Raw genomic sequence first — 24,467 nt, forward strand, 5'->3', positions numbered from 1 at the left:
GTGTGTACTTGGAGTTCATTCACGGCGTCGTGCCGACAATGAGGGGTTCCCGCTATGTATGCCGGACAAATGAGTAATATGGCGACCACGCTTGGCGAAATACGCTGCCAGCTGTTCGCCCAGGTAATTTGCCTGCTGGCGGTGGCGACTCTGTTCGCCTGATCGAACATTCAAGCCCTGAAAGGACGCCGCTCGGCGTCTTGGCTTTCCTTTGCCCAAATTTCAGACAACAAAAAAGGGCCCACCTTTCGGTGAGCCCTTCTAGACCGCCCAGCAGAGCGGATTTTGTTTGGTAGGCGCGATTGGACTCGAACCAACGACCCCCACAATGACAAGGTGACCCCGGAACGCTCGTAAGATTTTTGATATATATAGAAATAATAATGCCTATTTAGGCCAGACCAAAAAAGCTTATATCCCTATAATAATCAATAAGTTAGATATTTATATTCCTGCATTGATTCCCCTCCCGGCGTCCTGCCGACGAACACCCCCCCCAAACCTGCAACGCCTCGATCACTGTACGCACATATAGAATTTAAGATTCACGCTATGCACGTTGACACGGACACCGATGATTGGCACGGCTGCCCCACTCCGCTAGAGATGTACCAGCACCAATGCTCCATCCTCGTAGATGAACTGGTGGAGACAGAGCGCATGCCGCGTCGAGCGCGCGAATATCGCCGGGCTGGTGCAGATGAATGACCTGCTGATGACAGGCAAGGCGGATGCAGAAGAAAAGCCTCGTAGTGTGGAGGCTGAGCTCAGCCGCTTAAATGTCGACTACTCGGAAAGAGGCAAACAGATCATGAGCCTGAAGATGATCTCCAGCCAGAACGAACAGCGGTGCATGGAAGGGTCATCTCGGACGCGGCCATGCGCCAAAGGAAGTTCAGTACCTGCTGGGCACCGCCCAGGGCAAGACAGCAAAAGAGATAGCCCGCCAGTTCGACGTGGCGGCCTGCACCGTGGCCAAGCGTCTTTCCTGCGCCATGCTCAAGCTTGGCGTGACCCACCAGACAGCAGCGGTAGCTGAGACCATGCGCCGCCAGATCATTTCGCCGATGCGCTTTGTGCTGTCCAGCCTGATCTCGATGCACGCAATGATCGGTGACGACTCCATGCGTCGTGACCGCCGAGTACCTGCACGGCCCCAGAAGGCTCTGCCGGCTTGTCACGTACGGAGGCGTTTGTAACAGGACGAAAGCCCGGTTTCGACTGGGCTTTTTTACGACTTGCCTTTACCCGTCAGCCCCCTCCCCTGGGCCCACCGGCACATACCAGGCGGTCAGGGTGCTGACGAATAAACGCAACCACAACCAAGGAGTCGGCATGAACCCAGCCATCCAACAAAACCAAGCCTTTCTGCAGACCCTGCGGGAACGTGTTTCGCTTTCCACTTCGGAGATGTACATGAAGATCGGTCGCGAAGAACCTGTGAGGGCGCCGCGCTTCAACGTGGTGCCGCTCGGCAAGAACCTGTTCGATGTGGTGGAGCGCTCCACAGGCGTTTCCCGCGGTGCACGTACCGGCCACGACGGCGCCTGTCAGTAAGCCGACCAGCTCGAGCGCAACGCTGACTTCTTCAATGCAGCCAAGGCCACGTCGAAGCGCCTCGGTTGGCGAATGGTGCGCTGGACGGCCGGCTTCTCGGCGCTGCTTGTGCTGTTCGCCTACTACGGTGCACAGCCATGATCGGCGAGCCAATGCCGGATCCAGGGTGCTCAATCATCGACGAACTGAACCAGCAGTTGAACGCCTTCTTCGGTTCAGGCAAGACAACCCAGGTCATCCCAACGGCGTTGGTGTTGACGGTCCCTACAATGGCACCACGGCACATCACGAACGCCTGCGGAAAGAACGCGGCAAGCTCGCACCATCCGTACGCGCCGAAGCAGCTAAGGGCGTCGTGGCCAGCGTGGCAGCGAAGACCCTGGGTATGCACATCAAGCGCGTGACGCTGATCGCGCAGGAGAACGGCTTCAAGTTCGCCGACAGCCCATGGAGCACGCCAGCAACCAGGTGCGCCAGCGGCGACGACAGACATGGGCTAGCGTCAATCGCTCCTAGCGCTGCTCCATCCTTAAGATCCGATCATTGCGACAATGGATGCTCCAATTGAAGCAATCGAGTCGAAAGAAGGGAGCGCTGCAATAAGTCCTTTGATAATTGTTTTTTTTGGTGCGGGTAGTTTAAGTTGCGTTTCGAGTTCACCTAGAACTTCAAAAGCTTCTTGTCTATCCGCGGCAGAAATATCCAGCTTTTCAATTTCCGATCTAAGCTCGCTAACCACACTTGAAAATTTATTATTATGAGCAACAGAATTGACTGAGTGATCAACGCTATGATTGTTCACGCGTGCGTTATCACCATGAAAGATATAAGTCACGTTTTGGACCGCCTTGCTCGCTTCAGCCTCGCCTAAGCGCCGAACCGTCATTTGATAGTGGGCTTCGAAATCCATAACAGCTTCAAAAAAACCAGGCTCAACCACTTCGAAGGTTTCAGCGCCACCGTTCGACATATGTCGAAGAATAAGATCGTTGGGTTCTACAAAGATGGAAGAGTTCCAAAGGTATACTTTCCCCTTTTGAACGCTGGCTTTTAAACCCTCAAATTTTTGCCCATTCTTTTTGACAATCGAAATATTGTCTTTTGCAAACTCACCAAACATGTCATTCATAAATTATCCTTAAGTGCTGAGTAAGATCAGGCATCTCTTTTGCGTTCGATCCGAAGTAACAAGAACGGCCGATCTGCAGCAGGTCGGCCTTCCTTAGCTAAGAGCTAAATAAGATTTCTATAGTGAGTAAAGTTTTCGGTTTCAAGCCCCCTGGCCAATGCTGCCAAATGCAGGTCTAAATCTTGGGTCAGAATTAGACCTGACACCTTCTTGAGCTCAAGAATACCGGCATCAGTTAAGCCTAGGCCCATGAATTCAGGGCAGGAAATCACATCACTGCTAGCAATAAACTGCTCATCGCAAATATGCGCAATTTGAGCGAGTTTTGATCTAATCAAAGATTTATGCGGCTCCGAACATTGCCATAGAAGATTACTAGCTTCCGTCAACACGTTAGGTGTTAACACGATATCTGCGCCTTCGATCAATATTTCGAGCACATCAAAATCATCGGGCGTGAATTTATTAGTTCTTTTGTGTTCGAAAACGAAATCTTTATCGTAATAACCCACAACAAGTAGCATTAAAAGATTAGTGTCAATCAGAACACGCCGCTTCATTTGGTGGCGAGCAGCCGGTCTTTTACCGACAACACCTCGCCGCTGCCATCAACCTTTACAACTTTATACTTTCGCTCGATTCTGAAAGCCTCACCCAGCATCCCACCCAAACCCACTGATGACTTTTCAAGCTTCCTATCGAAACCTACGGTTATCAACCAGTTACCGGCGGTGTCCTTATCAACCTCTTCAAACATGACATTGGAGATTGACTGTTCGTCGAAGAGCTCAGTTACCGCACCGACTGCTGATCGGGATGCTTCGCGAATCGAAAGTGACATTTTGAAACTCCTTGCGCAATTTAGTCGCTAAAGCCTAAGCGAATTATGTACTCAGATCAAAAAAACCATACCTATACCCCATATAAACGAATCACGCCAGACGGCGAGGCAGGCGCGCGCTTAGATATAAAGCCGTTAGTGCACCCTGCCGACGGGCCCCTTGCTCTCATTGATGGCATCTGCAAGCTTCTCAAGGGCTGCTCTGCGCTCCCCGAATATTTCTTCCAAAAGAAATTCGGTCATCTCCAGCGCGTGAAGCGCAGTTCCAGGCTGTATCTCACCACTTGGATGGCTACCATGATTGCCTAACCAGCGGATCGCGCTAAAGAGAGCCTTCACAGATTTTTGGTCATCCGGCAAATGCTGAACTCGCTTGCCAAAAGGGATGAATGACTCGCCGTCTTTCGCTGGAACCCCCAGATAAGTCAAAATGCTTTCTGCGGCTATTCGGACTTGATTGCAGCATGAAGGGGGGCTGGAGAAGTAAAGACTGCTTGCCACATTTAACGAAGCGGTAACTTCCTTAGGCGTCTTGGCAGGGTAATCAATTAATCTGAGTGAAGGTTGAAAGTAAGCGGGCTTTAGGAATTCAAAGTACTCCATCGAAAGCTCGCCCTCATCGTCCAAGTCGACACTTTGATTCACAAAGGTACTACCAATAGCGAGCACCATCTCACGGCACTTTGAGCACTGTAGGGTCAAACTGAATACCCCTTCTATCATTTCGGGATCCCACCAGTCTTCCCGGTGCCTGGCTTTGGACGCTTCAGTCTCAACAGCCCTGAGCTCACCCTCCTCTCGAAGCACGCCTTTATGGCAGTGCGGGCACTTATATTCGGGAATCTCACCGCGCTTGAAGGCACCTTGAAGTAATTCCTTATCCATTTCCACCTCCAGCGAACGCGCCGAAAAGCCTGATGATAAACGCCAGGCATCCCCGTGCCCATAAAAACCTATAGGTCTTTCCCAGCAATCAGCTTGGGCCCCAACTCATGCCCAGCCACCTGCGCCAGACCGCGGTCAACATAGGTTCGGTCTCCCGCAACAAACGGATGAGCGCATCGATCATGCGAACGAAATCAACGAATAGGCGCACCAACGCCGTAGTTAATTGAAGCGCGCGAATTAAGCGTTTCATTGAGTTAAGTCTCCAGATTATGGGAGAGACGTTGTTCCTTTACCAATACATCCGGCTTCAAGCCCTACTCCACCGCCCGAGTATGGCCCGGCAAGGACTCCCCATAACCACAGAAAACAACAGATATGCACGCAAATCGTAATCACCGCAAGCTAAGGTAGCTAAATTTTTAATCCTGCTCTTAGAGCGCGACTCTCCAGCAAATAGACCTCCATATTCTTTACCGCAACACAAAATATTGACTTATAGCTAAACACGGCTTCCCCTTCCATATTATCAGAGAGATTGAAGGCTGGAATCCCCCTCATAATTTCTTTGGCTTGACGAGCAAAAAACATTGAATCAATTCGCCCTTTAACTGCGGGATCTAAAAACGAAATATCATTAAGAGAGTGCGCAAACTCATTGCGCATTTTTCTGACAACCATCAAATCATGAAAAACGTCTTCAGAAATCAGTCCAATTCCTCGCGCCAACAAGACTTTTGATGAAAAATTCCCAAGTGCTCCGTTACCATCAAACATATGGGCGATATATCTGTTCGATAATTCATTTAGTTTGAATATGCTAGTTAAATCATCAACCAAGCGTTTCTCGAGAATAACTGCCGCAACGATAACGCAACCTCTATCAGACTCATTCATTAAAGTTGCAGTTTCTGGCTTCAAGCTACGCTCCCATTACAACAAGCATTTCAGGTAAATAAAATTAGGGAAATTACGTGAGGTACTGCCTCAGCCAAGGCTGAATCGATGATGCAGCAAATCAGACAACCTCACAATTCAACCACTTAAAATCTTACCCGATATTTCCAATCCCTGTAGATCGCCCAAAATAGCGGCAAGGACGAAGTCATGCTTGAACAAAAGATTACGTTCGTCAACAGCGAGCCAGCCAAGTGCGGATGCAGCACGGAGTTCAGCTCTGGCGGCGGTTGCTACTCCGACGTGGTTTACATCACTCCCTGCGTGGCGCACAGCGGCAGCAAGCCATTCGGTGCGGTCAAAGTAGAGCGCGATGCGGACGGCTGGTGGTATCACCCTAACATTCCGAGCTTTGGCGGGGACGAAGACCCGGCGCCCTAAATTGCCTGGGTCAAGGAACAGGGGCTGGAGCTGAAAGGCTGGCACTCTGGCGACGAGATCGAGAATCTACCTGACTAGGATGCTGCGTACACCGCCTAGAATCCAGAGTCGCCAGGGCCTGGGTGGTTCCTGATGGGGATCTTCGATACGGATGACGGCCCCTATGTTCAATGGCCGCGCCGGGAGGTTACGCCATGGAAAAGAACAAACTCACCGTCTAGCCTGGCAAAACCCAAGGCTACGATAACCCCGTACACCTAAAGATCACCATGGGGGCGGCGCTGCGGGACGTGGTCGGAGAGTGCCTGCGCTCGCCTCGCCCTACCTGATCCACTACAAGCCCAAAGCCCGCAGGCGGGAGCAGATAGACGCCAAGGATCACTGGACATCGGTAACGCCGGACCACCTGACCAAGGAGTTCAGCAAGGCCAGGGACGCAGCGCACGCCTATGACCACGTGCCGGCCGGAGAGCGCCCCACTTTTCACGAGATCCGCGTATTGGGTGCATGGCTGTACGAGCAGCAGAAATTCCCGCAGGAATATATCCAGGCGCTCATGGGACATTCGGATGAGAAAATGACGAAGCACTATCAGGAGGGGCATGAAGAAAATAGAGTACGTCGTAGTAAGCGCCGAATTGGCTCTGTAGCCCCCCCTATTGCAGGGGGGTTCCATTACGGTCAGCCTCCATTTTTTGACGACTTTTTTCATCAAGATGATCGAACATCGTCCCAAGATTTTTCTTAATCAAAAACAGTGACAACATCAAGAAACAAACCGCAACAACGACAAGAAAGAAGCATATCATCACTGCAGGAATATTTTTAAATAGCCCCACAGTAAGCTGCGCTACAGACGCAATAAAACAAAAAGCAATTGTATAAAAAATAATATTACTTAATCTACGAAGAGGATAAAACAACGTGTCATATTTTGCAGCACCGTTCAGCATAAGGCCATCGAGCCATTTCTTCTCATACGCCGCAGAGTCATAAACTTCCTTTTTCATATTTACAATAATGAAGGTCTTGGCCGACATTAAGAAACCACCTAGCGCAAGAAAGCCGGTAAAAAAACTTCCTCGCAAATTGCCAGCATAGAACTCATATATCCTTCGAGTGGTTCCGGGCGGAAGCAAAATAAAGTCAGCCAAACTTGAGGGGCTCGTAGCTAGCAGGATAACAGCCGCGTACAAAACCATTGTAATAACAATCGCGGTAGGTATTACCCACCGCTCATTTAGATTAATTCGCAACTTCTTTTGTGAATACATGAGCGTACTCCTTTTCGCACTTATCCATAAGCACTTTAATCAGATCACATTTGCTCGCGTCAGTCGAGTCAAACGTGGCTAGCCCTTTCATGAAAATGTCATATGGCATCTCGCCGAAATTAACGGGAACGTCCATAAGCTTAACGGAAAAAGGTTCATCTTCATCATCAAGGACCTCGACTCTACCGCTCCTATCCTTAACCGACGACATCATGTCCTGAATCCCTTTGATAATCAAATGAGAATCTACAGTGCTGTCAAAACTTACATGATGTCGAACCTTGGATACCATACCAAGAAGTGGAAAATCGTCATTGGCGAGCGCTTCAACTGATGCGACCTCATACTTGAAAGACCGGATTTCTTTGTATTTGGCCAAAACCTCTTCAATATCCCTAGCCTGCACTAACATCTCAAAAGCCAAGCCATGGAAAAAGCGACTATTGACTGCTTTCTCTTGCTTCGCAGGAGCCTTATCTGGCAACTTCGCAAGTTCAACCTTTCTTTTAGCCTCAAGATCCCTTCGATATTGAGATGTTACCATTGAGGCAAAGTTTGAAAGCGTGCAAGCACCATAATGATACTGATACATGCCAAATCCATTAAGCTTATTTATAACCCAGAAATTAAACTCTGCGATTTTCTCAAGATCTGCCAGATCAGAGATCTTAACTTTTACCTGACCTTGATCGTTCACCAGCGAAGCATAGCTTCTTTGATCCTTAAGAGTAATAACGACACCACAAAAGAAATTATCACTTTGATCAACTATAATACGGCGAACATTCCCAGATTTTAGGGAGAACTCTATATTCTTGCCAATCAGAGAATTCAGGAAGTCACAGAGCGGTATGTCACTTTTCGCGGTCGAAAAAGAAAAACCAAAATTTTTTGATATGTACATCTAAATTCACTTCCCTATGACACTGATGTGCTTAGCAAACGCCAGATGGTTCCAGCGATTGCAATGATGTTTGAGCACGCGTTGAGACCACATACCAAAGCGCCATCATACTCATCCTGGTGAGAGATCAGAACTGGATGTACTTACAGCAGATCAGTTATAGAGCATAAGTCAGTTGGGGGTTTTGCAAAAGTTTTGCAAATCGCAGAAAGCAAAAAGGGGTCACCGTTTCCGATGACCCCTCTAGACCGCCCAGCAGAGCGGATTTTGTTTGGTAGGCGCGATTGGACTCGAACCAACGACCCCCACCATGTCAAGGTGGTGCTCTAACCAACTGAGCTACGTGCCTGCTGTGAGGCGGCATTCTACGGAATTCCGAAGGGGTGTCAACATCTTTTTTGCAGCTAACCCTATGAATATGCGAATTTTTTATTTGCGCCGGGTACACCCGTGATTTTCGGGTGGCTGGCAGGCAATTTTCAACTCAGGTAGGATCGGCGCACTCGTAAAAAATATAAAACAGAGGTTCCAGGATGGCGAACACCCCCTACCCCCAGTCGTATTACGCCGCTTCTGCGAATGCAGTTCCGCCCCGTCCTGTGTTGCAAGGTGAAGTCGAGACCGATGTGTGCGTGATCGGGGCCGGCTATACCGGGCTTTCCAGTGCGCTGTTTCTGCTGGAGAACGGCTTTCGCGTCACGGTGCTGGAAGCCGCCAAGGTGGGGTTTGGTGCCTCGGGTCGCAACGGTGGGCAGATCGTCAATAGTTACAGCCGCGATATCGACGTGATCGAGCGCAGCGTCGGGCCCCAGCAGGCGCAGTTGTTGGGGCAGATGGCGTTTGAAGGCGGCAGGATCATCCGTGAGCGCGTGGCCAAGTATCAGATCCAGTGCGACTTGAAGGACGGTGGCGTGTTCGCCGCCCTCAACAGCAAGCACATGGGCCACCTGGAGTCGCAAAAGCGTCTGTGGGAGCGCTACGGCCATACGCAACTGGAGTTGCTGGACGAGCGCCGCATCCGCGAGGTGGTGGCCTGTGACAACTATGTGGGGGGTTTGCTGGACATGAGCGGTGGCCATATCCACCCGCTCAACCTGGCGCTCGGTGAAGCCGCGGCTGTGGAATCCCTGGGCGGCACGATCTATGAGCAATCGGCAGCGGTGCGCATTGAGCGCGGTGCCAATCCGGTGGTACACACCGCCGAAGGCAGGGTCAGGGCCAAATTCATTATCGTCGCGGGGAACGCTTACCTGGGCAATCTGGTGCCGGAGCTAGCGGCCAAGTCGATGCCGTGCGGCACCCAAGTGATCACCACGGCGCCACTGGGCGATGAAGTAGCCAAGACTTTATTGCCACAGGATTACTGTGTCGAGGACTGCAACTACCTGCTCGACTACTACCGCCTCACCAGCGACAAGCGCCTGATCTTCGGCGGCGGCGTGGTCTATGGCGCGCGGGACCCGGCGAATATCGAAGCGATCATCCGACCGAAAATGCTCAAGGCCTTTCCGCAACTGAAGAACGTGAAGATCGACTACGCCTGGACCGGCAATTTCCTCCTCACCCTGTCGCGTTTGCCGCAGGTCGGCCGCCTGGGTGACAACATCTATTACTCCCAGGGCTGTAGCGGTCATGGCGTGACGTACACGCACTTGGCAGGCAAAGTACTGGCGGAGGCCTTGCGAGGTCAGGCTGAGCGTTTTGATGCGTTTGCGGGCTTGCCGCATTACCCGTTCCCGGGTGGGCAAATGTTGCGCACGCCGTTTGCGGCGCTGGGAGCTTGGTACTACGGGTTGCGGGATAAATTCGGGATGTAAACACAGGCAACCTGTGGCGAGGGAGCTTGCTCCCTCGCCACATTTACATCAAGCCTTCAAGCAAAGATGCGCTTCAGAGCTGGTCGCGAGCAATCCCGCTACGAATCCGTACGATATCCGCCAATACCGCCAACGCAATTTCCGACGGCGTCCTGCTGCCCAGGTTAAGCCCGATGGGCGCGTGTATCCGCGCCAGTTCAGGCTCCCCCAACCCACCGACGCGGCGCAGTCGCTCAAAGCGTTTCTGCGAGGTCTGCAACGACCCCATCACGCCAATGTAGAACGCGTCGGTACGCACCGCTTCCATCATCGCCAGATCGTCGATACGCGGGTCATGCGTCAGCGCAACCACCGCCGTATCACGGTGACAGCCGCCGTCGGCAATAAACACCGACGGCAACTGGCGACGAATCTCCACGCCATTGAGCACCACGCCTTCGAGCACTTCATCACGTGGGTCGCAGAGAATCACTTCGAACCCAAGGCCGACTGCAAACTCGGCACACGCCTGCGCCACGCTGGAGTACCCGGCCAGTAATAAACGCTGAGCCGCACCGACGCGGATGCGCACCCGCTCACTGTCACGCTCGATGCGCACGCCCTGCTCACAATCAGCGACCAGGCTGCGCGCCCCGCTGGCCAGGTCGACCTGGCGAATCAAGCGGCGCTGCCCGAGCAGCGCCGACTCCACTTCACGCAGGTGCGCCTGCACCTCGCAGTCAGGCTCGAACTTCTCAACCAATACATCGAGAATGCCGCCGCAGGGCAGGCTGACCCGCGAGCGCGGATCGTCCCCTGCGCCGTAGCGCACCACGTTGACCGCAGCGAAAAACGCACCTTCGGCGACGCGTTCGAGAAAGTCTTCCTCGACGCAACCACCCGACAACGACCCAATCCACTGCCCAGCGGCGTTCACCGCCAGCAGCGAACCCGGCGCCCGCGGCGCCGAGCCGTAGGTGGCCAGCACCGTACAGAGCCAAATGCGCTGCCCCGCCACCGACCACGCCAGCGCCCGTCGTATCACCTGCAGATCCAGATGCTGCATGTCAGTGCGCCTTGTGCTCGATGGACGGCGCCTCAGCCTGCAGCTTCTGCACATCGCTCACCGCCAGCTCCGCCGATTGCCCGCCCCAGCCTTGGCGCAGGTAATTGATCAGATCGGTGAGTTGTTCCGGGCTGAGTTTTCCCGCGAAGCCCGGCATCGGTTGCATGTGCTCGAACCCGGAGAACTTCTGCTCGCCAATCCCGTCCTCGATCACCCGCACCAGGTTGCGCGGGTCTTCCAGACGCAGCGTGGTGTTGCCGCGCATCGCCACCGCGATGTGCGGCTTGCCTTCACCATCGGCGGCATGGCAACCGGCACAGACGTTCAGGTATTCCTGGCGGCCGCGCTGAGCGCTCGGGCCAAGGTGTTCCACCGGCACTTCGACCAGCGCCTTGGCTGCGGGCGGTTTATCACCGAGCAGGAAGGTCGCCATCGCGGCCAGGTCCGTATCGCTCAGGCCCTGGGTGCTGTTGTGGAACACCGGGAACATCTCGTTGAACATCGTCCCTTGTGCGCTCATGCCATGCTTGAGGAACGTGGCCAGGTCCTGCTCATTCCAGCCGCGCGCGGCCAGGTCGGTGGCGAGCAGGCTGGGCGCCAGATAGCCATTGAGGATGCCGCCGGTCAGGCGCTTGTCCAGCTCCATCGCACCGGGCAGGCCACGTGGCGTGTGGCATTCGCCGCAGTGGCCGAGCACTTCGACCATGTACTGGCCGCGCTTCCAGGCTTCGCTCTTGCCTTCGGCCGGTTCCAGTTTCAGCGCTTTGCCGTACAGCACGTTCCAGCCCATCAGGCCCAGGCGCACGTTGAAGGGAAAGCTCAGGCTCGTGACCGGCGCTGCGCGCTCGATCGGCTCGATGGTTTTGAGGTACGCATGAATGGCGTCCGAGTCTTCACGCGGCATCAGGTGGTACGAGGTGTAGGGCATCGCCGGATACAAGTACGCACCGTCGCGACGCTTGCCTTCGGTCAACGCGGCGAAGAACTCGTCATCGCTGTACAAGCCGATGCCGTGTTCTTTGCTTGGTGTGATATTGGTGCCGTAGATGGTGCCGAACGGCGAGACAATCGGCAGGCCGCCGGCAAACGGCGCGCCGCCCGGTGCAGTGTGGCAGGCCATGCAGTCAGCGGCGCGGGCGAGGTATTCGCCGCGCTTGGCTTGATCATCAGCGTGGGCAAACAATACCGGCGCGGCAAGGCCGACCGCCAAGGCCAGGCGGGTCAGAAAAAGCTTCATGCTTAACCCTCCTTGACCAGGCCGAGATCGGTCAGCACGTTGCGGGTGGCGTTGTAATAACGCACGTACCCGGTACAACGGCAGACGTGATGACCGAGGCTGTCCTCGATGACTTGTTCCAGCTTGCTGTGCACGGTCGGCTGGCGTTGCAGTTTCTCCACCAACACGGTCGCCGCGTTGACGAAGCCCGGCGCGCAATAGCTGCACTGAAAGGCGAACTCATCCACGAAGCGCTGCTGGATCGGACTGAGCTCAGTGACCTGGCCCGACTCATCGCGCTTGGCATGGCCTTCGATAGTGCGCACTTGCTTGCCTTCGAAGTAATGCGCGCCGGTGATGCAGGTGCGCACTTCTTCGCTGGTGCCGTCCGGGTTGTCGACGATCACCACACAGGCGTGGCAAATGCCCTGGCCGCAGCCCAGCCGCGAGCCCGTGAGGTTTTTGTATTCGTGCAGGTAGTCGATCATCGGCAGGTCATCAGGGATGTCCACCGGGCCGACGGGTTGACCATTGAGGGTCAGTTGAAGCGGACGGTTAGCCATTGAGGGCCTCCTTGATGCGGGCAGCCGTGATTGGCAGGTCGCGAACACGTTTACCGATGGCGTGTGCCACCGCATTACCGATGGCCCCGACAATCGGGATCATCACCACTTCAGCGATACCTTTGGACGGGTCGCTTGGCGACAGCGCCGGCAGAATCTCCGAGGTCTGCTTCCATACGGCAACGTGACGCGCCATCGGCAGACGGTAGCGGTTGAAGTTCCAGTCGCCCTCCCCCGGCCCGCCTTCGTACAACGGCATTTCCTCCATCAACGCGTGACCGATACCCATGGCCACTCCACCCTCGAGCTGGCCTTTGACCAACTCTTCAACCAGCACACGCCCGCACTCGACCCATGAATGGTGATTGAGCACTTCGACCTGCGCCGAACCCTTGTTGACCTTCAACTCGACCAACGTGGCGACGGGGCTGTAGTACGTCACCGCAGCGTTATTCAACTGGGTGGCGGGATAGCTGACGTTCTGGCGATCGAGCAGGTGGAAACCGGCAGTGCTCATCAGCGCCTGCTTGGCTTTCGGTGCGCCATCGCCGTATTTCACCGCCAGACCGTCGAGCGGCAGGCGCTCGCGCACGCCGTCGATGCTGTACTCAGCCTCGGCCCAGCTCCAGCGGTTGAACCCGTGGACCGTGGCAGCGGTGACCAGGCCTCGCTCATGAGCGCGCCTGGCCAGTTCTTCAAAGCTCAATGGCTGCATGCCGTTGGCGGTGAGCTTGCCGTCCACCCAATGTGCGTCTTCGCGGCGTACCACATAGGGGTTGGCCTGGCCGCCGAACGGGCCCTGGCGCCAGATCTCTAGCGCCGCTGGCCACAGGCCGTGGTTGAACAGCACACGCGCCGCTTCGCGGGTGGCGTGGCTGAAGTAGTACGCCGAGTTGGTCGCCGAAGACGCCGAAGCGCGCTTGCCCACCCAACGCGGGTTACGCAGCAGGTTGTCCTGCTCGGCCTGGCTCATGGTGTAAGGGTTGCCGCCGGTGACCAGTTGCATTTCCTGCCATTGTGTTTCGCCGGTCTTCACTTCGTGGGCCGGGCTGCCGAGGAAGTCGGCAACCACCAGCGACTGCGAAGTGGACATGCCGGTGCCGATTTCGATTCCGATGTGGCGCAGGCTGATGCGACCGTCAGCGCTGAATTCAACACTGGCCATCGGCGCTTCGGAACCGGTGCCGAAGTCTTTCTGGCAGATGGCAAAACCGACGCCATACCAGTTATCCGGGTCTGCGGCTTCGCGTTGTTGCTTGATCGCGTCACGGTTTTTCCACACGTCGTGCACAGCGGCCTTGTCGAGAATTTCGTGCAGCCGCAACGCACCGGCAGGGATCGCGCCCTGGGTGTTCTTCATGCCCGAACGCAATGCGTTCTTGCGCCGCAGCTCGATGGCATCCACACCAAGGCGGCCGGCGATTTCGTCGACCATCATTTCGGTCGCCGCCATGCTTTGCAGGGTGCCGTAGCCCCGCATCGAACCGGCTTCAACGCCACGGGAATGGTACGCGGTGACTTGCAGGTCGTTCTGCGGCATGTAGTAGATCGACTGCGCCGCCGTGGCGCCGACCGCAGCCACCGATGGGCTGTAGTTGATCCGGCCACCGCCGTCGACGCTCATGTCGGCGAGGAAGATTTTGAAGCTGTGGTCGTTCTTGTCGACCGCCAACTGATAGCGGATATCGAATGGGTGACGCTTGATGCCGCTCTGGAATTGCTCGTAACGGTCGTTGGCCAGGCGCACCGGCACACCAGCGCCATACAACGCAGCGAGGGCGGCGTAGTAGACGAAAATGTTGTGGTCTTTGGAACCGTAACCCACGGTGTAACCCGGGTGCATGTTCAGATGAGCCAGGCCGAAGCGCGACGGCGAGATCATCTTGGCGGTCTCGGTCGCAACTTCCAATGGGCACTGGGTGGCCACCACAAAGTGCAGGGTTTTGGTCGCTGGATCGTACCAACCGTTGCCGTTGTCCGGCTCCATGGCGGCCGGTTCGATCGATGGGGTTTTGTAGCGCTCGTCAAACACTAGCCAGTTGTCCGGTGGCGTGTTGATCTGGCTCTTCATGCGCTCGGCGTAGAACAGCCCGCGCTCGGTCAGGTTGCCGTGCAGGTTCGGCTGGGAATTCCACACTGGGCGACGGTTTTTCAGCATCGGGAACAGGATCGAATCCTTGAGGCTGGCGAATTCGTCTTCATCGGCCGAGGTCGGGCCACCCACGCGCACGTAGCGGAAGCTACCGTAGGGGTCACCTTCGTAATACGGCACTTTGGCGCCGTAACGAATCGCCTTGTCATTGAACTTGAGTTTGTTCTTGGCCTGACGGAAACGCTCGAAGTCGTTCCAGATCAGGATCGCCACCGGGTGACCGATGAACATCGGCACTTTGCCCTCGGGTAGCAACGGGTCCGGCGCATGTTCTTCCGGGAAGACGATACCGTCCTTGTCCAGGTCGGCAGCGGTGACAATACGGTCCGGCTGCAGCTCGGCGCCAAGCCACGACAGGTCGTAGCCCGCGTAGATGTGGTCGGCCTTGATGGTTTTGAGCAACATGGCGTGACCTTGCTGCTGGGGCCAGCCAGGCATGTCCTTGGAACGGATGTCGCGGGCAAACACCTTGCTGCCGCAGACTTTCGACAAGGCATCGTTACGCTGGCGCGCCTTGCCGTTATGGCCAAGCCACTTTTCAGACGGCACGGTCACGCTGTTTTCCATCAAGGCAGCCAGCGCCTGGGTGCTGAGCGGCGTGAGCGTGACACTCACACCCGCCACCAGCCCGCCCTGGAGGAACGAGCGCCGGGTTATTTCACGGTTGGACATGGATCATCCTCTGAGCGGTTATAAATCCGCCCTTATGGTTAAGTACACCGAATCTGGAGACTTGCAGAAACCTTTCTCGACGAATCAAAAGGCCATGATGACAGTGCAAAGTTGACCGAAGGGTTAACTTTAAAGGTTTCTGCGCCTGCGGCAAATAACCACATTGAAATTTTTTGACACAACAACGCAAAACGGCCGACAGAATCGAAATGTTCTGCCGGCCGTTTGCCGATAATGAGCGCTGTTGGTAGCGAAGAAGATGAGGCTTTTTTTCAAACCCCAGACACAAAAAACCCCGGTCTTTCGACCAGGGTCTTTGCTATCGGATCAAGGTGAGCCAGTGGCTTTCCTTGTGCTTCAAGGCGTTCAGTGGGCCTTGATGCAGATATGGCGCAGCGGACGGGACTCGAACCCGCGACCCCCGGCGTGACAGGCCGGTATTCTAACCGACTGAACTACCGCTGCGTATCGCTTGGCTGATTGAGCATGAACCCTCAACCACCTTTAAACATCTGATCGATCAGCCTTGGCTGTTCAATCTCAAGCCCGACATATCGAACCTGGAAAATATGGCGCAGCGGACGGGACTCGAACCCGCGACCCCCGGCGTGACAGGCCGGTATTCTAACCGACTGAACTACCGCTGCGCGTCGGTGCAACCTTTAACGTTGCGTCTTGCCCTAGGGCAAAACTCTCAAGAAGTGGTGGGTGATGACGGGATCGAACCGCCGACCCTCTGCTTGTAAGGCAGATGCTCTCCCAGCTGAGCTAATCACCCTTTGCTTCGTTGAGGCCGCGAAATTTACGCAGGTAGCGGACCTAAGTCAATAGCCTGCTTGAAGTTTTTCTGAAAAAGACAAAATGACTTCAAGACAGCTACCCGCCCTACTCGCTGTAAATCATCTTCTTGCTCATGCCGCCGTCCACCACGAACTCTTGCCCGGTGACGAACCCGACCTGGCGTGACAGCAACCAGGCTACCATCGCCGCCACGTCCTCCACTGTCCCTACCCTGCCCGCCGGATGCTGGGCATGATCGGCGTCGGTGAGCGGCTCTGCACGCCGCGCAGCCGGGTCACGTGCGTCGATCCAGCCAGGGCTGACCGCATTGACCCGCACTTCCGGCCCAAGGCTCATGGCCAGGGCGTGGGTCAGGGCCAACAGCCCACCTTTGCTGGCCGCATAGGCTTCGGTATCAGGCTCGGATTGACGCGCCCGGGTCGAGGCCAGGTTGACGATGGCACCGCCATGGGCACGCAGGTAAGGCGCGCAGTGCTTGGCCAGCAGCATCGGCCCACTGAGGTTGACCGCCAGCACCCGATTCCAGTACGCCAGGTCGAGGCTTTCCAGGGTGATATTGCGCGGGTCGGCCACCGCCGCGTTGCACACCAACGCATCCAGGCGCCCGAACTGCCCCAGCACCTCGGCGACACCCTGGGCCACTTGCTTCTCGTCGGCCACGTCCATGGTGATAAACCAGGCATTGTCGCCCAGCACCTTGGACACCTTGGCACCGCGCTCGCGGTCCAGGTCGGTCAGCACCACCTGCCAGCCTTCGCTGATCAGCCACGCGGCAATCCCGAGGCCAATGCCCCGCGCCGCGCCCGTCACCAGCGCCACGCGCCCGTTGCTGGCCGCTGCGGCCTCCATGGACCACTCGATCACAAGGCCGCCAGCCCGCGGGCCAGGTCTGCCTGCAAGTCAGCAACATCTTCCAGGCCCACCGCGATGCGGATCAGACTGTCACGGATGCCGGCCGCCTCACGCTCCTGCGGCGCCAGGCGCCCGTGGGAGGTAGTGCTCGGGTGGGTGATGGTGGTCTTGCTGTCACCCAGGTTGGCGGTAATGGAGATCAAGCGCGTCGCGTCGATGAAGCGCCAGGCGCCGTCTTTGCCGCCCTTCACTTCAAAACTCACCACCGCACCGAAACCGCGCTGCTGGCGCTGGGCCAAGGCGTGTTGCGGGTGACTCTTGAGGCCGGCGTAATGCACCTTCTCGATACCGTCCTGCTGCTCCAGCCACTCGGCCAGGGCCTGGGCGTTGGCGCAATGGGCTTTCATGCGCAGGCTGAGGGTTTCCAGGCCTTTGAGGAAGATCCAGGCGTTGAACGGGCTGAGGGTCGGGCCGGCGGTGCGCAGGAAGCCCACCACTTCCTTCATCTGCTCGCTGCGACCGGCCACCACGCCGCCCATGCAACGGCCCTGGCCGTCGATGAACTTGGTTGCCGAGTGAACCACGATGTCCGCACCCAGCTTCAGCGGTTGCTGCAAGGCCGGGGTGCAGAAGCAGTTGTCCACCACCAGCATCGCGCCCTTGGCATGCGCGACTTCGGACAGCGCGGCGATGTCCACCAGCTCAGCGAGCGGATTGGATGGCGATTCGACGAACAACAGCTTGGTATTGGCCTTGATGGCCGCCTCCCAACCGGACAGGTCCGCCAGGGGCACGTAATCGACTTCAATACCGAAACGCTTGAAGTACTTCTCGAACAGGCTGATGGTCGAGCCGAACACGCTGCGCGATACCAGCACATGGTCGCCGGCGCTGCACAGGCTCATCACCACCGCCAGGATGGCCGCCATGCCGGTGGCAGTCGCCACGGCTTGCTCGGCACCTTCCAGGGCCGCGATACGCTCTTCGAACGCACGCACGGTCGGGTTGGTGTAGCGCGAATACACGTTGCCCGGCACTTCGCCAGCAAACCGCGCAGCGGCGTCGGCGGCAGTACGGAACACGTAGCTGGAGGTGAAGAACATCGGGTCGCCGTGCTCACCTTCCGGGGTACGGTGCTGGCCGGCGCGCACAGCCAGGGTATCGAAAGCTACGCCATTGAGGTCGCTGTCCAACCGACCGGCATCCCATTCCTGACTCATGCTGCGACTCCTTATTCAATTCTTTGTTTAAGATACAAAACCGGCCCCTCAGGGCCGGTGTTTACTCAGTTGTTATACAGGTCAATGATCGCGCTGACCGCCTGGGTCTTGATCTTCGACGAGTCGTTGCGCGCCTGCTCGATCTTGTTCAGGTAGGCCTCGTCGACATCGCCGGTCACGTACTTGCCGTCGAACACGGCGCAGTCGAACTGCTCGATCTTGATCTTGCCACCGCCAACCGCTTCGATCAGGTCCGGCAGGTCCTGGTAGATCAGCCAGTCGGCGCCGATCAGGTCGGCCACGTCCTGGGTCGAACGATTATGCGCGATCAGCTCATGGGCGCTCGGCATGTCGATACCGTACACGTTCGGGTAACGCACCGCAGGCGCAGCGGAACAGAAGTACACGTTCTTCGCCCCGGCTTCGCGGGCCATCTGGATGATCTGCTTGCAGGTGGTGCCCCGCACGATGGAGTCATCTACCAGCATTACGTTCTTGCCGCGGAACTCCAGTTCGATGGCGTTGAGCTTCTGGCGTACCGATTTCTTGCGCGCAGCCTGGCCGGGCATGATGAAGGTACGGCCGATGTAGCGGTTCTTCACGAAGCCTTCGCGGAACTTGACGCCCAGATGGTTGGCCAGCTCCAGCGCGGCGGTACGGCTGGTGTCCGGGATCGGGATGACCACATCGATATCGTGCTCGGGGCGCTCGCGCAGGATCTTCTCGGCCAGCTTCTCGCCCATGCGCAGGCGCGCCTTGTAGACCGAGACGCCGTCGATGATCGAATCCGGACGCGCCAAGTAGACGTGCTCGAAGATGCACGGAGTGAGTTTCGGTGCTACGGCGCACTGACGGGTGTGCAGCTTGCCGTCTTCAGTGATGTAGATAGCCTCGCCCGGCGCCAGGTCGCGGATCAGGGTGAAGCCCAGCACGTCCAGGGACACGCTTTCGGAAGCGATCATGTACTCGACGCCTTCGTCGGTGTGACGCTGGCCGAACACGATCGGGCGAATGCCGTGGGGGTCGCGGAAACCAACGATGCCGTAACCGGTGATCATCGCCACCACCGCATAACCACCGACGCAACGGTTGTGCACGTCGATCACGGCGGCGAACACGTCTTCTTCGGTCGGCTGCAGCTTGCCGCGCTGGGCCAGCTCGTGGGCGAACACGTTGAGCAGCACTTCCGAATCGGAGCTGGTGTTGACGTGGCGCAGGTCAGATTCGTAGATCTCCTTGGCCAGTTGTTCAACGTTGGTCAGGTTACCGTTGTGCGCCAAGGTGATGCCGTAAGGCGAGTTGACGTAGAACGGTTGAGCTTCGGCCGAGGTCGAACTACCGGCAGTCGGGTAGCGCACATGGCCAATGCCCATGTGCCCGACGAGGCGCTGCATGTGACGCTGATGGAACACGTCACGCACCAGGCCATTGTCCTTGCGCAGGAATAACCGGCCGTCGTGGCTGGTCACAATACCGGCAGCGTCCTGGCCGCGGTGCTGGAGGACGGTTAGCGCGTCATACAGCGCCTGATTGACGTTCGACTTACCGACGATACCGACGATGCCACACATGCGACGCAACCCCTACTTAATGAATCTTGACTGAACACAGCTTACTGAGGCGTTTTGGCCGGTAAGAGGTGCTCCTTGAACGGAAGATCAGCGGGTACGCTGATTCCGCTGGCCAGCCACTGACTGCTCCACCCCAGGATGAGGTTCTTGGACCAGTCTGCAACCAATAGAAATTTTGGCACGAGTACCGACTCCTGCCACCACGAATCCTGCTGTACCGGCCCCAGGCTCAACAGCCCGACCGCCACGACCACCAGCAACGCGCCACGCGCAGCCCCGAAGGCCATGCCGAGAAATCGATCGGTCCCGGAGAGGCCGGTGACACGTATCAACTCGCCAATAAGATAATTGACCATTGCCCCCACCAACAGCGTGGCGATGAACATGATGGCGCAGCCCGCGATGACGCGAGCCGAAGGTGTCTCTATGTACCCGGCCAGGTAGACCGACAGTGAACCACCGAACATCCAGGCTACGACTCCTGCGATGATCCAGGTCAGCAACGACAGTGCTTCTTTTACGAAGCCGCGGCTCAGACTGATCAAAGCGGAGATGGCGACGATTGCAACGATCGCCCAATCAACCCAGGTAAATGGCACAGTGCAGCCTACGTACGGATAAGGCGGCGCATTTTAGCAGAGCGCCGGGCTATCGGTAAGCGGTGATTGCGGGTGCTTTGCAAATCAATAGATTGTGACGGGCCAATCGCATTTCAACCCCAGCACAAACCAATGTGGGAGCTGGCTTGCCTGCGATGAAGGCGGCACGCTCGACATCGTTGTCGATTGAACCACCGTCATCGCAGGCAAGCCAGCTCCCACATTTAGAGCATATTGCCCGTTCAGCCGCGCTCGGGCTGGAAACGCACCACAAACCCGTTGAGGTTCTGCTGACGACCCAGCAAATCGCGCAGGCGATCTGCCTCCGCACGCTCGATCAGCGGCCCGACAAACACACGATTCTTGCCGTCAGCGCTGCGGATATAAGCGTTATACCCCTGGGCACGCAGCTTTTTCTGCAAGGCGTCGGCACTTTCGCGATTGGCCAGGCTGGCCAGCTGGATCGACCAACTGATCGGCAGGCCATTAGGGTCGATGCGACTCTGCCCCACATCCGGCTTGCCAGGCGCTGCAGGCTGCGGCGCTACCGGCTTGGGCGCTGGCGCCGGTGCAGCCGGTTTGGCGGCGACAGCCGGGGCTGGCGTTGGCTTGACCACCGGCACACTTGGCTGCACCGGCATCGAAGGGGCCTGTGAAGGCGCCTGCTGTGTGACGACCTCCTCCTCGACGGGCACAGGCTCTTGCGGCAACACCTGAGGCTCAGGCACGACCACCGGTTCGACCTGAACCTGCGGCACCACCGGCGCCTGGGGCGCAGCGGGAGCTTCAACCACCACCTGGCGCTGTTCGTCCTGGCGGGAAAACAGCATCGGCAAAAAGATTACCGCCAACGCCACCAGCACCAGGGCCCCGACCATTCGCTGCTTGTATGCGCTATCCAGTAATGCCATGTGCAGCTTCCTCCGTGGAGCGCCGGGCCAGCCATTCAAGCGCCTCGGCAACACAATAAAATGATCCGAACAACAGGATTTCGTCCTCGGCCGTCGCTACCGCACACTGCGCCTCCAGGGCTGCAGTGACGCTTGCATACGACGTCACCGGCGCGCCAAGGTTCTGCAAGGCAGTTTCCAACTCAACCGCAGGACGGCTGCGTGGCGTGTCCAGCGGCGCAACGGCCCAAGACTGGACGCTGCCCAGCAGTGGCGCAACCACGCCGTCCAGGTCCTTGTCGACCAACAACCCGAACACCGCCAGGCGACGCCCCACCGGCGGCGTACGCGCCAGACGCTCAGCCAGGTACTGCGCAGCATGGGGGTTATGGCCTACATCCAACATCAGGCTCAGGCGCTTGCCTTGCCAGTCGAAGGTTCGGCGATCGAGGCGCCCCACCACTTTCGTTGCCAGCAAGGTCGCCGCGATCTGCGCGGCGTCCCACGGCAGGTCCAGCAGCAAATAGGCTTGCAGCGCGAGCGCGGCGTTTTCCATCGGCAGGTTCAGCAACGGCAAATCAAGCAGCTCTACCCGTTGGCCACGTGCATCCTGCCCACGCCATTGCCAATGGGTGTCGCCGATGTCCAGGGTGAACTCGCGACCCCGCAGGTAGAACAGGCAATCCAGTTCGCGCGCCCTGTCGAGCAAGGGTTGCGGCGGGTCCAGGTCACCACACAGCGCCGGACGGCCCTGGCGGAAGATCCCGGCCTTTTCAAAAGACACCGATTCGCGGGTATTGCCCAGGTAATCGGCATGATCGACACCAATGCTGGTTACCAGGGCCAGGTCGGCATCCACCACGTTGACAGTATCCAGGCGCCCGCCGAGGCCGACTTCCAGCACGACCACATCCAGTTGCGCACGCTCGAACAGCCAGAACGCCGCCAGGGTGCCCATCTCGAAATAGGTCAGGGAAATGTCGCCACGCCCGGCTTCCAGGGCTGCGAAGGCTTCGCACAGCTGGGCATCAGTGGCTTCGACGCCATTGAGCTGCACCCGCTCGTTGTAGCGCAGCAGGTGCGGCGAACTGTACACGCCGACTTTGAGGCCCTGGGCCTGCAACAGCGCGGCGACAAAGGCACAGGTGGAGCCTTTGCCGTTGGTGCCGGTCACCGTGATCACACGCGGTGCCGGCTGGCCCAACCCGAGGCGGGCCGCTACCTGTTGCGAGCGCTCCAGGCCCATGTCGATGGCGGACGGATGCAACTGCTCAAGGTAGGCGAGCCATTCGCCCAGGGTACGTTGGGTCATAGGTTTGCTGGCACCGGCGGCACGACGATCGGCTCGACCTTAGGCGCGATGTACACAGGCGTCGGCAAGCCCATCATTTGCGCGAGCAGGCTGCCCAGGCGCGGGCGCAGTTCGCCACGCGGAATGATCAGGTCGATCGCACCGTGCTCCAGCAGGAACTCGCTGCGCTGGAAGCCTTCCGGCAGTTTTTCCCGCACGGTCTGCTCGATTACGCGCGGGCCGGCAAAACCGATCAGGGCTTTAGGCTCGCCAACGATCACATCGCCCAACATCGCCAGGCTGGCGGAGACGCCGCCGTAGACCGGGTCGGTCAGTACGGAGATGAACGGAATGCCTTCTTCACGCAGACGCGCCAGTACCGCCGAGGTCTTGGCCATTTGCATCAGGGAAATCAGGGCTTCCTGCATGCGCGCACCACCGGAGGCGGCGAAGCAGATCATTGGGCAACGGTTTTCCAGGGCATAGTTGGCAGCGCGAACAAAGCGCTCACCGACGATGGCACCCATGGAGCCGCCCATGAAGGAGAATTCGAAGGCCGAGACTACTACCGGCATGCCCAGCAGCTTGCCGCTGACCGAAATCAGCGCGTCTTTTTCGCCAGTCTGCTTCTGCGCGCCGACCAGGCGGTCCTTGTACTTCTTGCTGTCGCGGAACTTGAGACGGTCAACCGGCTCCAGGTCGGCACCCAGTTCATTACGGCCATCGGCATCCAGGAAGATGTCGATACGGGCGCGTGCGCCAATACGCATGTGGTGGTTGCACTTGGGGCAAACGTCCAGGGTCTTTTCCAGCTCCGGGCGATACAGCACCGCGTCGCAGGATGGGCATTTGTGCCACAGACCTTCAGGAACCGAGCTTTTCTTCACCTCGGAACGCATGATCGAAGGGATCAGTTTGTCTACTAACCAGTTGCTCATGCTTTCTTTTCTCCAGTACCGGTGGCTCGAACACAGCCCCGCGTATGCCCTTGAGCTAAATTCATATGTGGCGATGACACAGACGGGACGGGGTCAGACGTTGGACCTGCCATTTCCCGCCCGTATCCTCAGCCTTCCAGACAACCTGCCAGCGCAGGGTTGCCACTTCGTTTCCGGGCCACCCACAGGCGGCGCCGGGCTGTTTTACACAGTGGTAGTTATGGACGGCGGCAGACTGCCAGCCGTCACATCCCACCCCTGCTGTTGCGCACGGCCTGCATGAACGCGCGAATCTTGCTCGGGTCCTTGATCCCCTTGCCCTGCTCCACCCCACCGCTGACGTCCACGGCATACGGCCGGACCTGTTCGATGGCCGCCTGGACATTCGCTGGAGTGAGCCCACCCGCGAGAATGACCGGCTTGCTCAACCCCTCGGGAATCAGCGTCCAGTCGAACGCCTCGCCCGTGCCACCGGGTACGCCTTCGACGTAAGTGTCCAACAGAATCCCGCGAGCGCCGGTATAAGCGGCGCAGGCTGCGGCGATATCGTCCCCAGCCTTGACTCGCAACGCCTTGATGTACGGGCGCTGATAGCTTTCGCATTCCTCTGGCGATTCGTCGCCATGGAACTGCAACATATCCAGCGGCACCGCATCCAGGGTTTCGTTGAGCTCGCAGCGGCTGGCGTTGACGAACAACCCCACGGTGGTCACGAAGGGCGGCAATGCAGCGATGATCGCCCGCGCCTGCAGCACATTCACCGCCCGTGGGCTCTTGGCATAAAACACCAGGCCAATGGCATCCGCCCCCGCTTCGACTGCCGCCAGCGCGTCTTCTATGCGGGTAATCCCGCAAATCTTGCTGCGAACGGCTGACATGTCGTAGGAACCTCAGGGTTGGACCGAGAAAGTC

The 24,467-nt window shown here is 57.5% G+C and carries 23 protein-coding genes, 4 tRNA genes and 1 pseudogene; 5 read left to right on the forward strand and 23 right to left on the reverse strand.

All coding sequences use genetic code 11. The annotated features are described in order from the left end of the window. Nucleotides 1-848 precede the first annotated feature (848 nt). Both ACP7CZ_RS02795 and ACP7CZ_RS02800 read left to right on the forward strand, forming a co-directional pair. Nucleotides 849-1,199 (forward strand): annotated as a pseudogene (locus ACP7CZ_RS02795) (LuxR C-terminal-related transcriptional regulator); the annotation flags it as partial. 136 nt (nt 1,200-1,335) lie between these two features. Continuing rightward, nucleotides 1,336-1,557, forward strand: coding sequence for a hypothetical protein (locus ACP7CZ_RS02800; protein WP_294187537.1), 222 nt, complete (start codon nt 1,336-1,338; stop codon nt 1,555-1,557). Between the two features lie 529 nt (nt 1,558-2,086). Here the strand turns inward: ACP7CZ_RS02800 and ACP7CZ_RS02805 are convergent. The 5 genes from ACP7CZ_RS02805 to ACP7CZ_RS02825 form a co-directional block, all read right to left on the reverse strand. After that, nucleotides 2,087-2,686 (reverse strand): hypothetical protein, encoded by a 600-nt coding sequence (locus tag ACP7CZ_RS02805; protein ID WP_294187539.1) that lies wholly within the window; start codon nt 2,684-2,686, stop codon nt 2,087-2,089. 104 nt (nt 2,687-2,790) lie between these two features. Then, nucleotides 2,791-3,246 carry a PIN domain-containing protein gene (locus ACP7CZ_RS02810; RefSeq protein WP_294187540.1) on the reverse strand — a complete coding sequence of 152 codons (456 nt, stop codon included), beginning with the start codon at nt 3,244-3,246 and terminating at the stop codon, nt 2,791-2,793. Then, nucleotides 3,243-3,527: a hypothetical protein gene (locus tag ACP7CZ_RS02815; RefSeq protein WP_294187542.1), complete on the reverse strand. Its 285-nt coding sequence runs from the start codon at nt 3,525-3,527 to the stop codon at nt 3,243-3,245. The genes ACP7CZ_RS02810 and ACP7CZ_RS02815 overlap by 4 nt, the downstream gene beginning before the upstream one ends. 135 nt (nt 3,528-3,662) lie before the next feature. Beyond that, nucleotides 3,663-4,412: a DUF4145 domain-containing protein gene (locus ACP7CZ_RS02820; RefSeq protein ID WP_294187544.1), complete on the reverse strand. Its 750-nt coding sequence runs from the start codon at nt 4,410-4,412 to the stop codon at nt 3,663-3,665. A 414-nt stretch (nt 4,413-4,826) separates the two neighbouring features. Next, on the reverse strand, nt 4,827-5,333 hold the full coding sequence (locus ACP7CZ_RS02825; RefSeq protein ID WP_294187545.1) for an MltR family transcriptional regulator: 507 nt from the start codon (nt 5,331-5,333) through the stop codon (nt 4,827-4,829). 186 nt (nt 5,334-5,519) lie between these two features. Between ACP7CZ_RS02825 and ACP7CZ_RS02830 the strand changes: the two genes are divergently transcribed. Both ACP7CZ_RS02830 and ACP7CZ_RS02835 read left to right on the forward strand, forming a co-directional pair. Then, nucleotides 5,520-5,750, forward strand: coding sequence for a hypothetical protein (locus tag ACP7CZ_RS02830; protein WP_294187547.1), 231 nt, complete (start codon nt 5,520-5,522; stop codon nt 5,748-5,750). 457 nt (nt 5,751-6,207) lie between these two features. Next, a complete protein-coding gene (locus tag ACP7CZ_RS02835; RefSeq protein ID WP_365693010.1) occupies nt 6,208-6,498 on the forward strand; it encodes a tyrosine-type recombinase/integrase in 291 nt (96 codons plus the stop codon). On the opposite strand, the gene ACP7CZ_RS02840 is transcribed toward ACP7CZ_RS02835, so the two are convergent. The 3 genes from ACP7CZ_RS02840 to ACP7CZ_RS02850 form a co-directional block, all read right to left on the reverse strand. Continuing rightward, nucleotides 6,407-7,024: a hypothetical protein gene (locus ACP7CZ_RS02840; protein WP_294187552.1), complete on the reverse strand. Its 618-nt coding sequence runs from the start codon at nt 7,022-7,024 to the stop codon at nt 6,407-6,409. The two genes, ACP7CZ_RS02835 and ACP7CZ_RS02840, sit on opposite strands and share 92 nt — an antisense overlap. Further along, entirely contained in the window at nt 6,996-7,928 is a 933-nt protein-coding gene (locus ACP7CZ_RS02845; RefSeq protein ID WP_294187553.1) for a hypothetical protein, read from the reverse strand. The genes ACP7CZ_RS02840 and ACP7CZ_RS02845 overlap by 29 nt, the downstream gene beginning before the upstream one ends. Nucleotides 7,929-8,200: 272 nt before the next feature. Further along, nucleotides 8,201-8,277 (reverse strand) — tRNA-Val (locus ACP7CZ_RS02850). A 184-nt stretch (nt 8,278-8,461) separates the two neighbouring features. Here ACP7CZ_RS02850 and ACP7CZ_RS02855 point away from each other — a divergent pair. Then, nucleotides 8,462-9,745 (forward strand): NAD(P)/FAD-dependent oxidoreductase, encoded by a 1,284-nt coding sequence (locus tag ACP7CZ_RS02855; protein WP_116666556.1) that lies wholly within the window; start codon nt 8,462-8,464, stop codon nt 9,743-9,745. A 73-nt stretch (nt 9,746-9,818) separates the two neighbouring features. Here ACP7CZ_RS02855 and ACP7CZ_RS02860 read toward each other — a convergent pair whose 3' ends face one another. From ACP7CZ_RS02860 to ACP7CZ_RS02930, 15 genes are all read right to left on the reverse strand, one after another. After that, nucleotides 9,819-10,790 carry an XdhC family protein gene (locus ACP7CZ_RS02860; RefSeq protein ID WP_294187557.1) on the reverse strand — a complete coding sequence of 324 codons (972 nt, stop codon included), beginning with the start codon at nt 10,788-10,790 and terminating at the stop codon, nt 9,819-9,821. 1 nt (nt 10,791) lies between these two features. Continuing rightward, nucleotides 10,792-12,027 (reverse strand): c-type cytochrome, encoded by a 1,236-nt coding sequence (locus ACP7CZ_RS02865; RefSeq protein WP_034128254.1) that lies wholly within the window; start codon nt 12,025-12,027, stop codon nt 10,792-10,794. 2 nt (nt 12,028-12,029) lie between these two features. Further along, nucleotides 12,030-12,569 carry a (2Fe-2S)-binding protein gene (locus tag ACP7CZ_RS02870; RefSeq protein ID WP_236455126.1) on the reverse strand — a complete coding sequence of 180 codons (540 nt, stop codon included), beginning with the start codon at nt 12,567-12,569 and terminating at the stop codon, nt 12,030-12,032. After that, nucleotides 12,562-15,393: a xanthine dehydrogenase family protein molybdopterin-binding subunit gene (locus ACP7CZ_RS02875; protein WP_294187564.1), complete on the reverse strand. Its 2,832-nt coding sequence runs from the start codon at nt 15,391-15,393 to the stop codon at nt 12,562-12,564. Before ACP7CZ_RS02875 ends, ACP7CZ_RS02870 begins: the two co-directional genes overlap by 8 nt. A 388-nt stretch (nt 15,394-15,781) precedes the next feature. Then, nucleotides 15,782-15,858 (reverse strand) — tRNA-Asp (locus ACP7CZ_RS02880). 105 nt (nt 15,859-15,963) lie between these two features. Beyond that, nucleotides 15,964-16,040 (reverse strand) — tRNA-Asp (locus ACP7CZ_RS02885). 55 nt (nt 16,041-16,095) lie between these two features. Continuing rightward, a tRNA-Val gene (locus tag ACP7CZ_RS02890) sits at nt 16,096-16,171 on the reverse strand. Nucleotides 16,172-16,278: 107 nt separating this feature from the next. Then, a complete protein-coding gene (locus ACP7CZ_RS02895; RefSeq protein WP_294204196.1) occupies nt 16,279-17,043 on the reverse strand; it encodes an SDR family oxidoreductase in 765 nt (254 codons plus the stop codon). 11 nt (nt 17,044-17,054) lie between these two features. Further along, nucleotides 17,055-18,266 (reverse strand): O-succinylhomoserine sulfhydrylase, encoded by a 1,212-nt coding sequence (locus ACP7CZ_RS02900; RefSeq protein ID WP_294204195.1) that lies wholly within the window; start codon nt 18,264-18,266, stop codon nt 17,055-17,057. A 65-nt stretch (nt 18,267-18,331) separates the two neighbouring features. Further along, the gene (purF, locus tag ACP7CZ_RS02905; protein WP_294204194.1) at nt 18,332-19,837 is read right to left on the reverse strand and encodes an amidophosphoribosyltransferase; all 1,506 of its coding nucleotides are present in this window, start codon (nt 19,835-19,837) and stop codon (nt 18,332-18,334) included. A 41-nt stretch (nt 19,838-19,878) separates the two neighbouring features. Then, nucleotides 19,879-20,436, reverse strand: coding sequence for a CvpA family protein (locus tag ACP7CZ_RS02910; protein WP_003192538.1), 558 nt, complete (start codon nt 20,434-20,436; stop codon nt 19,879-19,881). Nucleotides 20,437-20,678: 242 nt separating this feature from the next. After that, the gene (locus ACP7CZ_RS02915) at nt 20,679-21,347 is read right to left on the reverse strand and encodes an SPOR domain-containing protein (RefSeq protein ID WP_054922421.1); all 669 of its coding nucleotides are present in this window, start codon (nt 21,345-21,347) and stop codon (nt 20,679-20,681) included. After that, entirely contained in the window at nt 21,331-22,638 is a 1,308-nt protein-coding gene (gene folC / locus ACP7CZ_RS02920) for a bifunctional tetrahydrofolate synthase/dihydrofolate synthase (RefSeq protein ID WP_054898766.1), read from the reverse strand. The genes ACP7CZ_RS02915 and folC overlap by 17 nt, the downstream gene beginning before the upstream one ends. Next, nucleotides 22,635-23,555, reverse strand: coding sequence for an acetyl-CoA carboxylase, carboxyltransferase subunit beta (gene accD, locus ACP7CZ_RS02925; protein ID WP_003192545.1), 921 nt, complete (start codon nt 23,553-23,555; stop codon nt 22,635-22,637). The genes folC and accD overlap by 4 nt, the downstream gene beginning before the upstream one ends. Before the next feature lie 245 nt (nt 23,556-23,800). Further along, on the reverse strand, nt 23,801-24,433 hold the full coding sequence (locus tag ACP7CZ_RS02930) for a phosphoribosylanthranilate isomerase (protein WP_034126238.1): 633 nt from the start codon (nt 24,431-24,433) through the stop codon (nt 23,801-23,803). Nucleotides 24,434-24,467: the final 34 nt, after the last annotated feature.

Origin of the sequence: Pseudomonas sp. DWP2-2, assembly GCF_049897065.1 — a bacterium.
In the GTDB taxonomy this organism is placed as follows: domain Bacteria; phylum Pseudomonadota; class Gammaproteobacteria; order Pseudomonadales; family Pseudomonadaceae; genus Aquipseudomonas; species Aquipseudomonas paracarnis.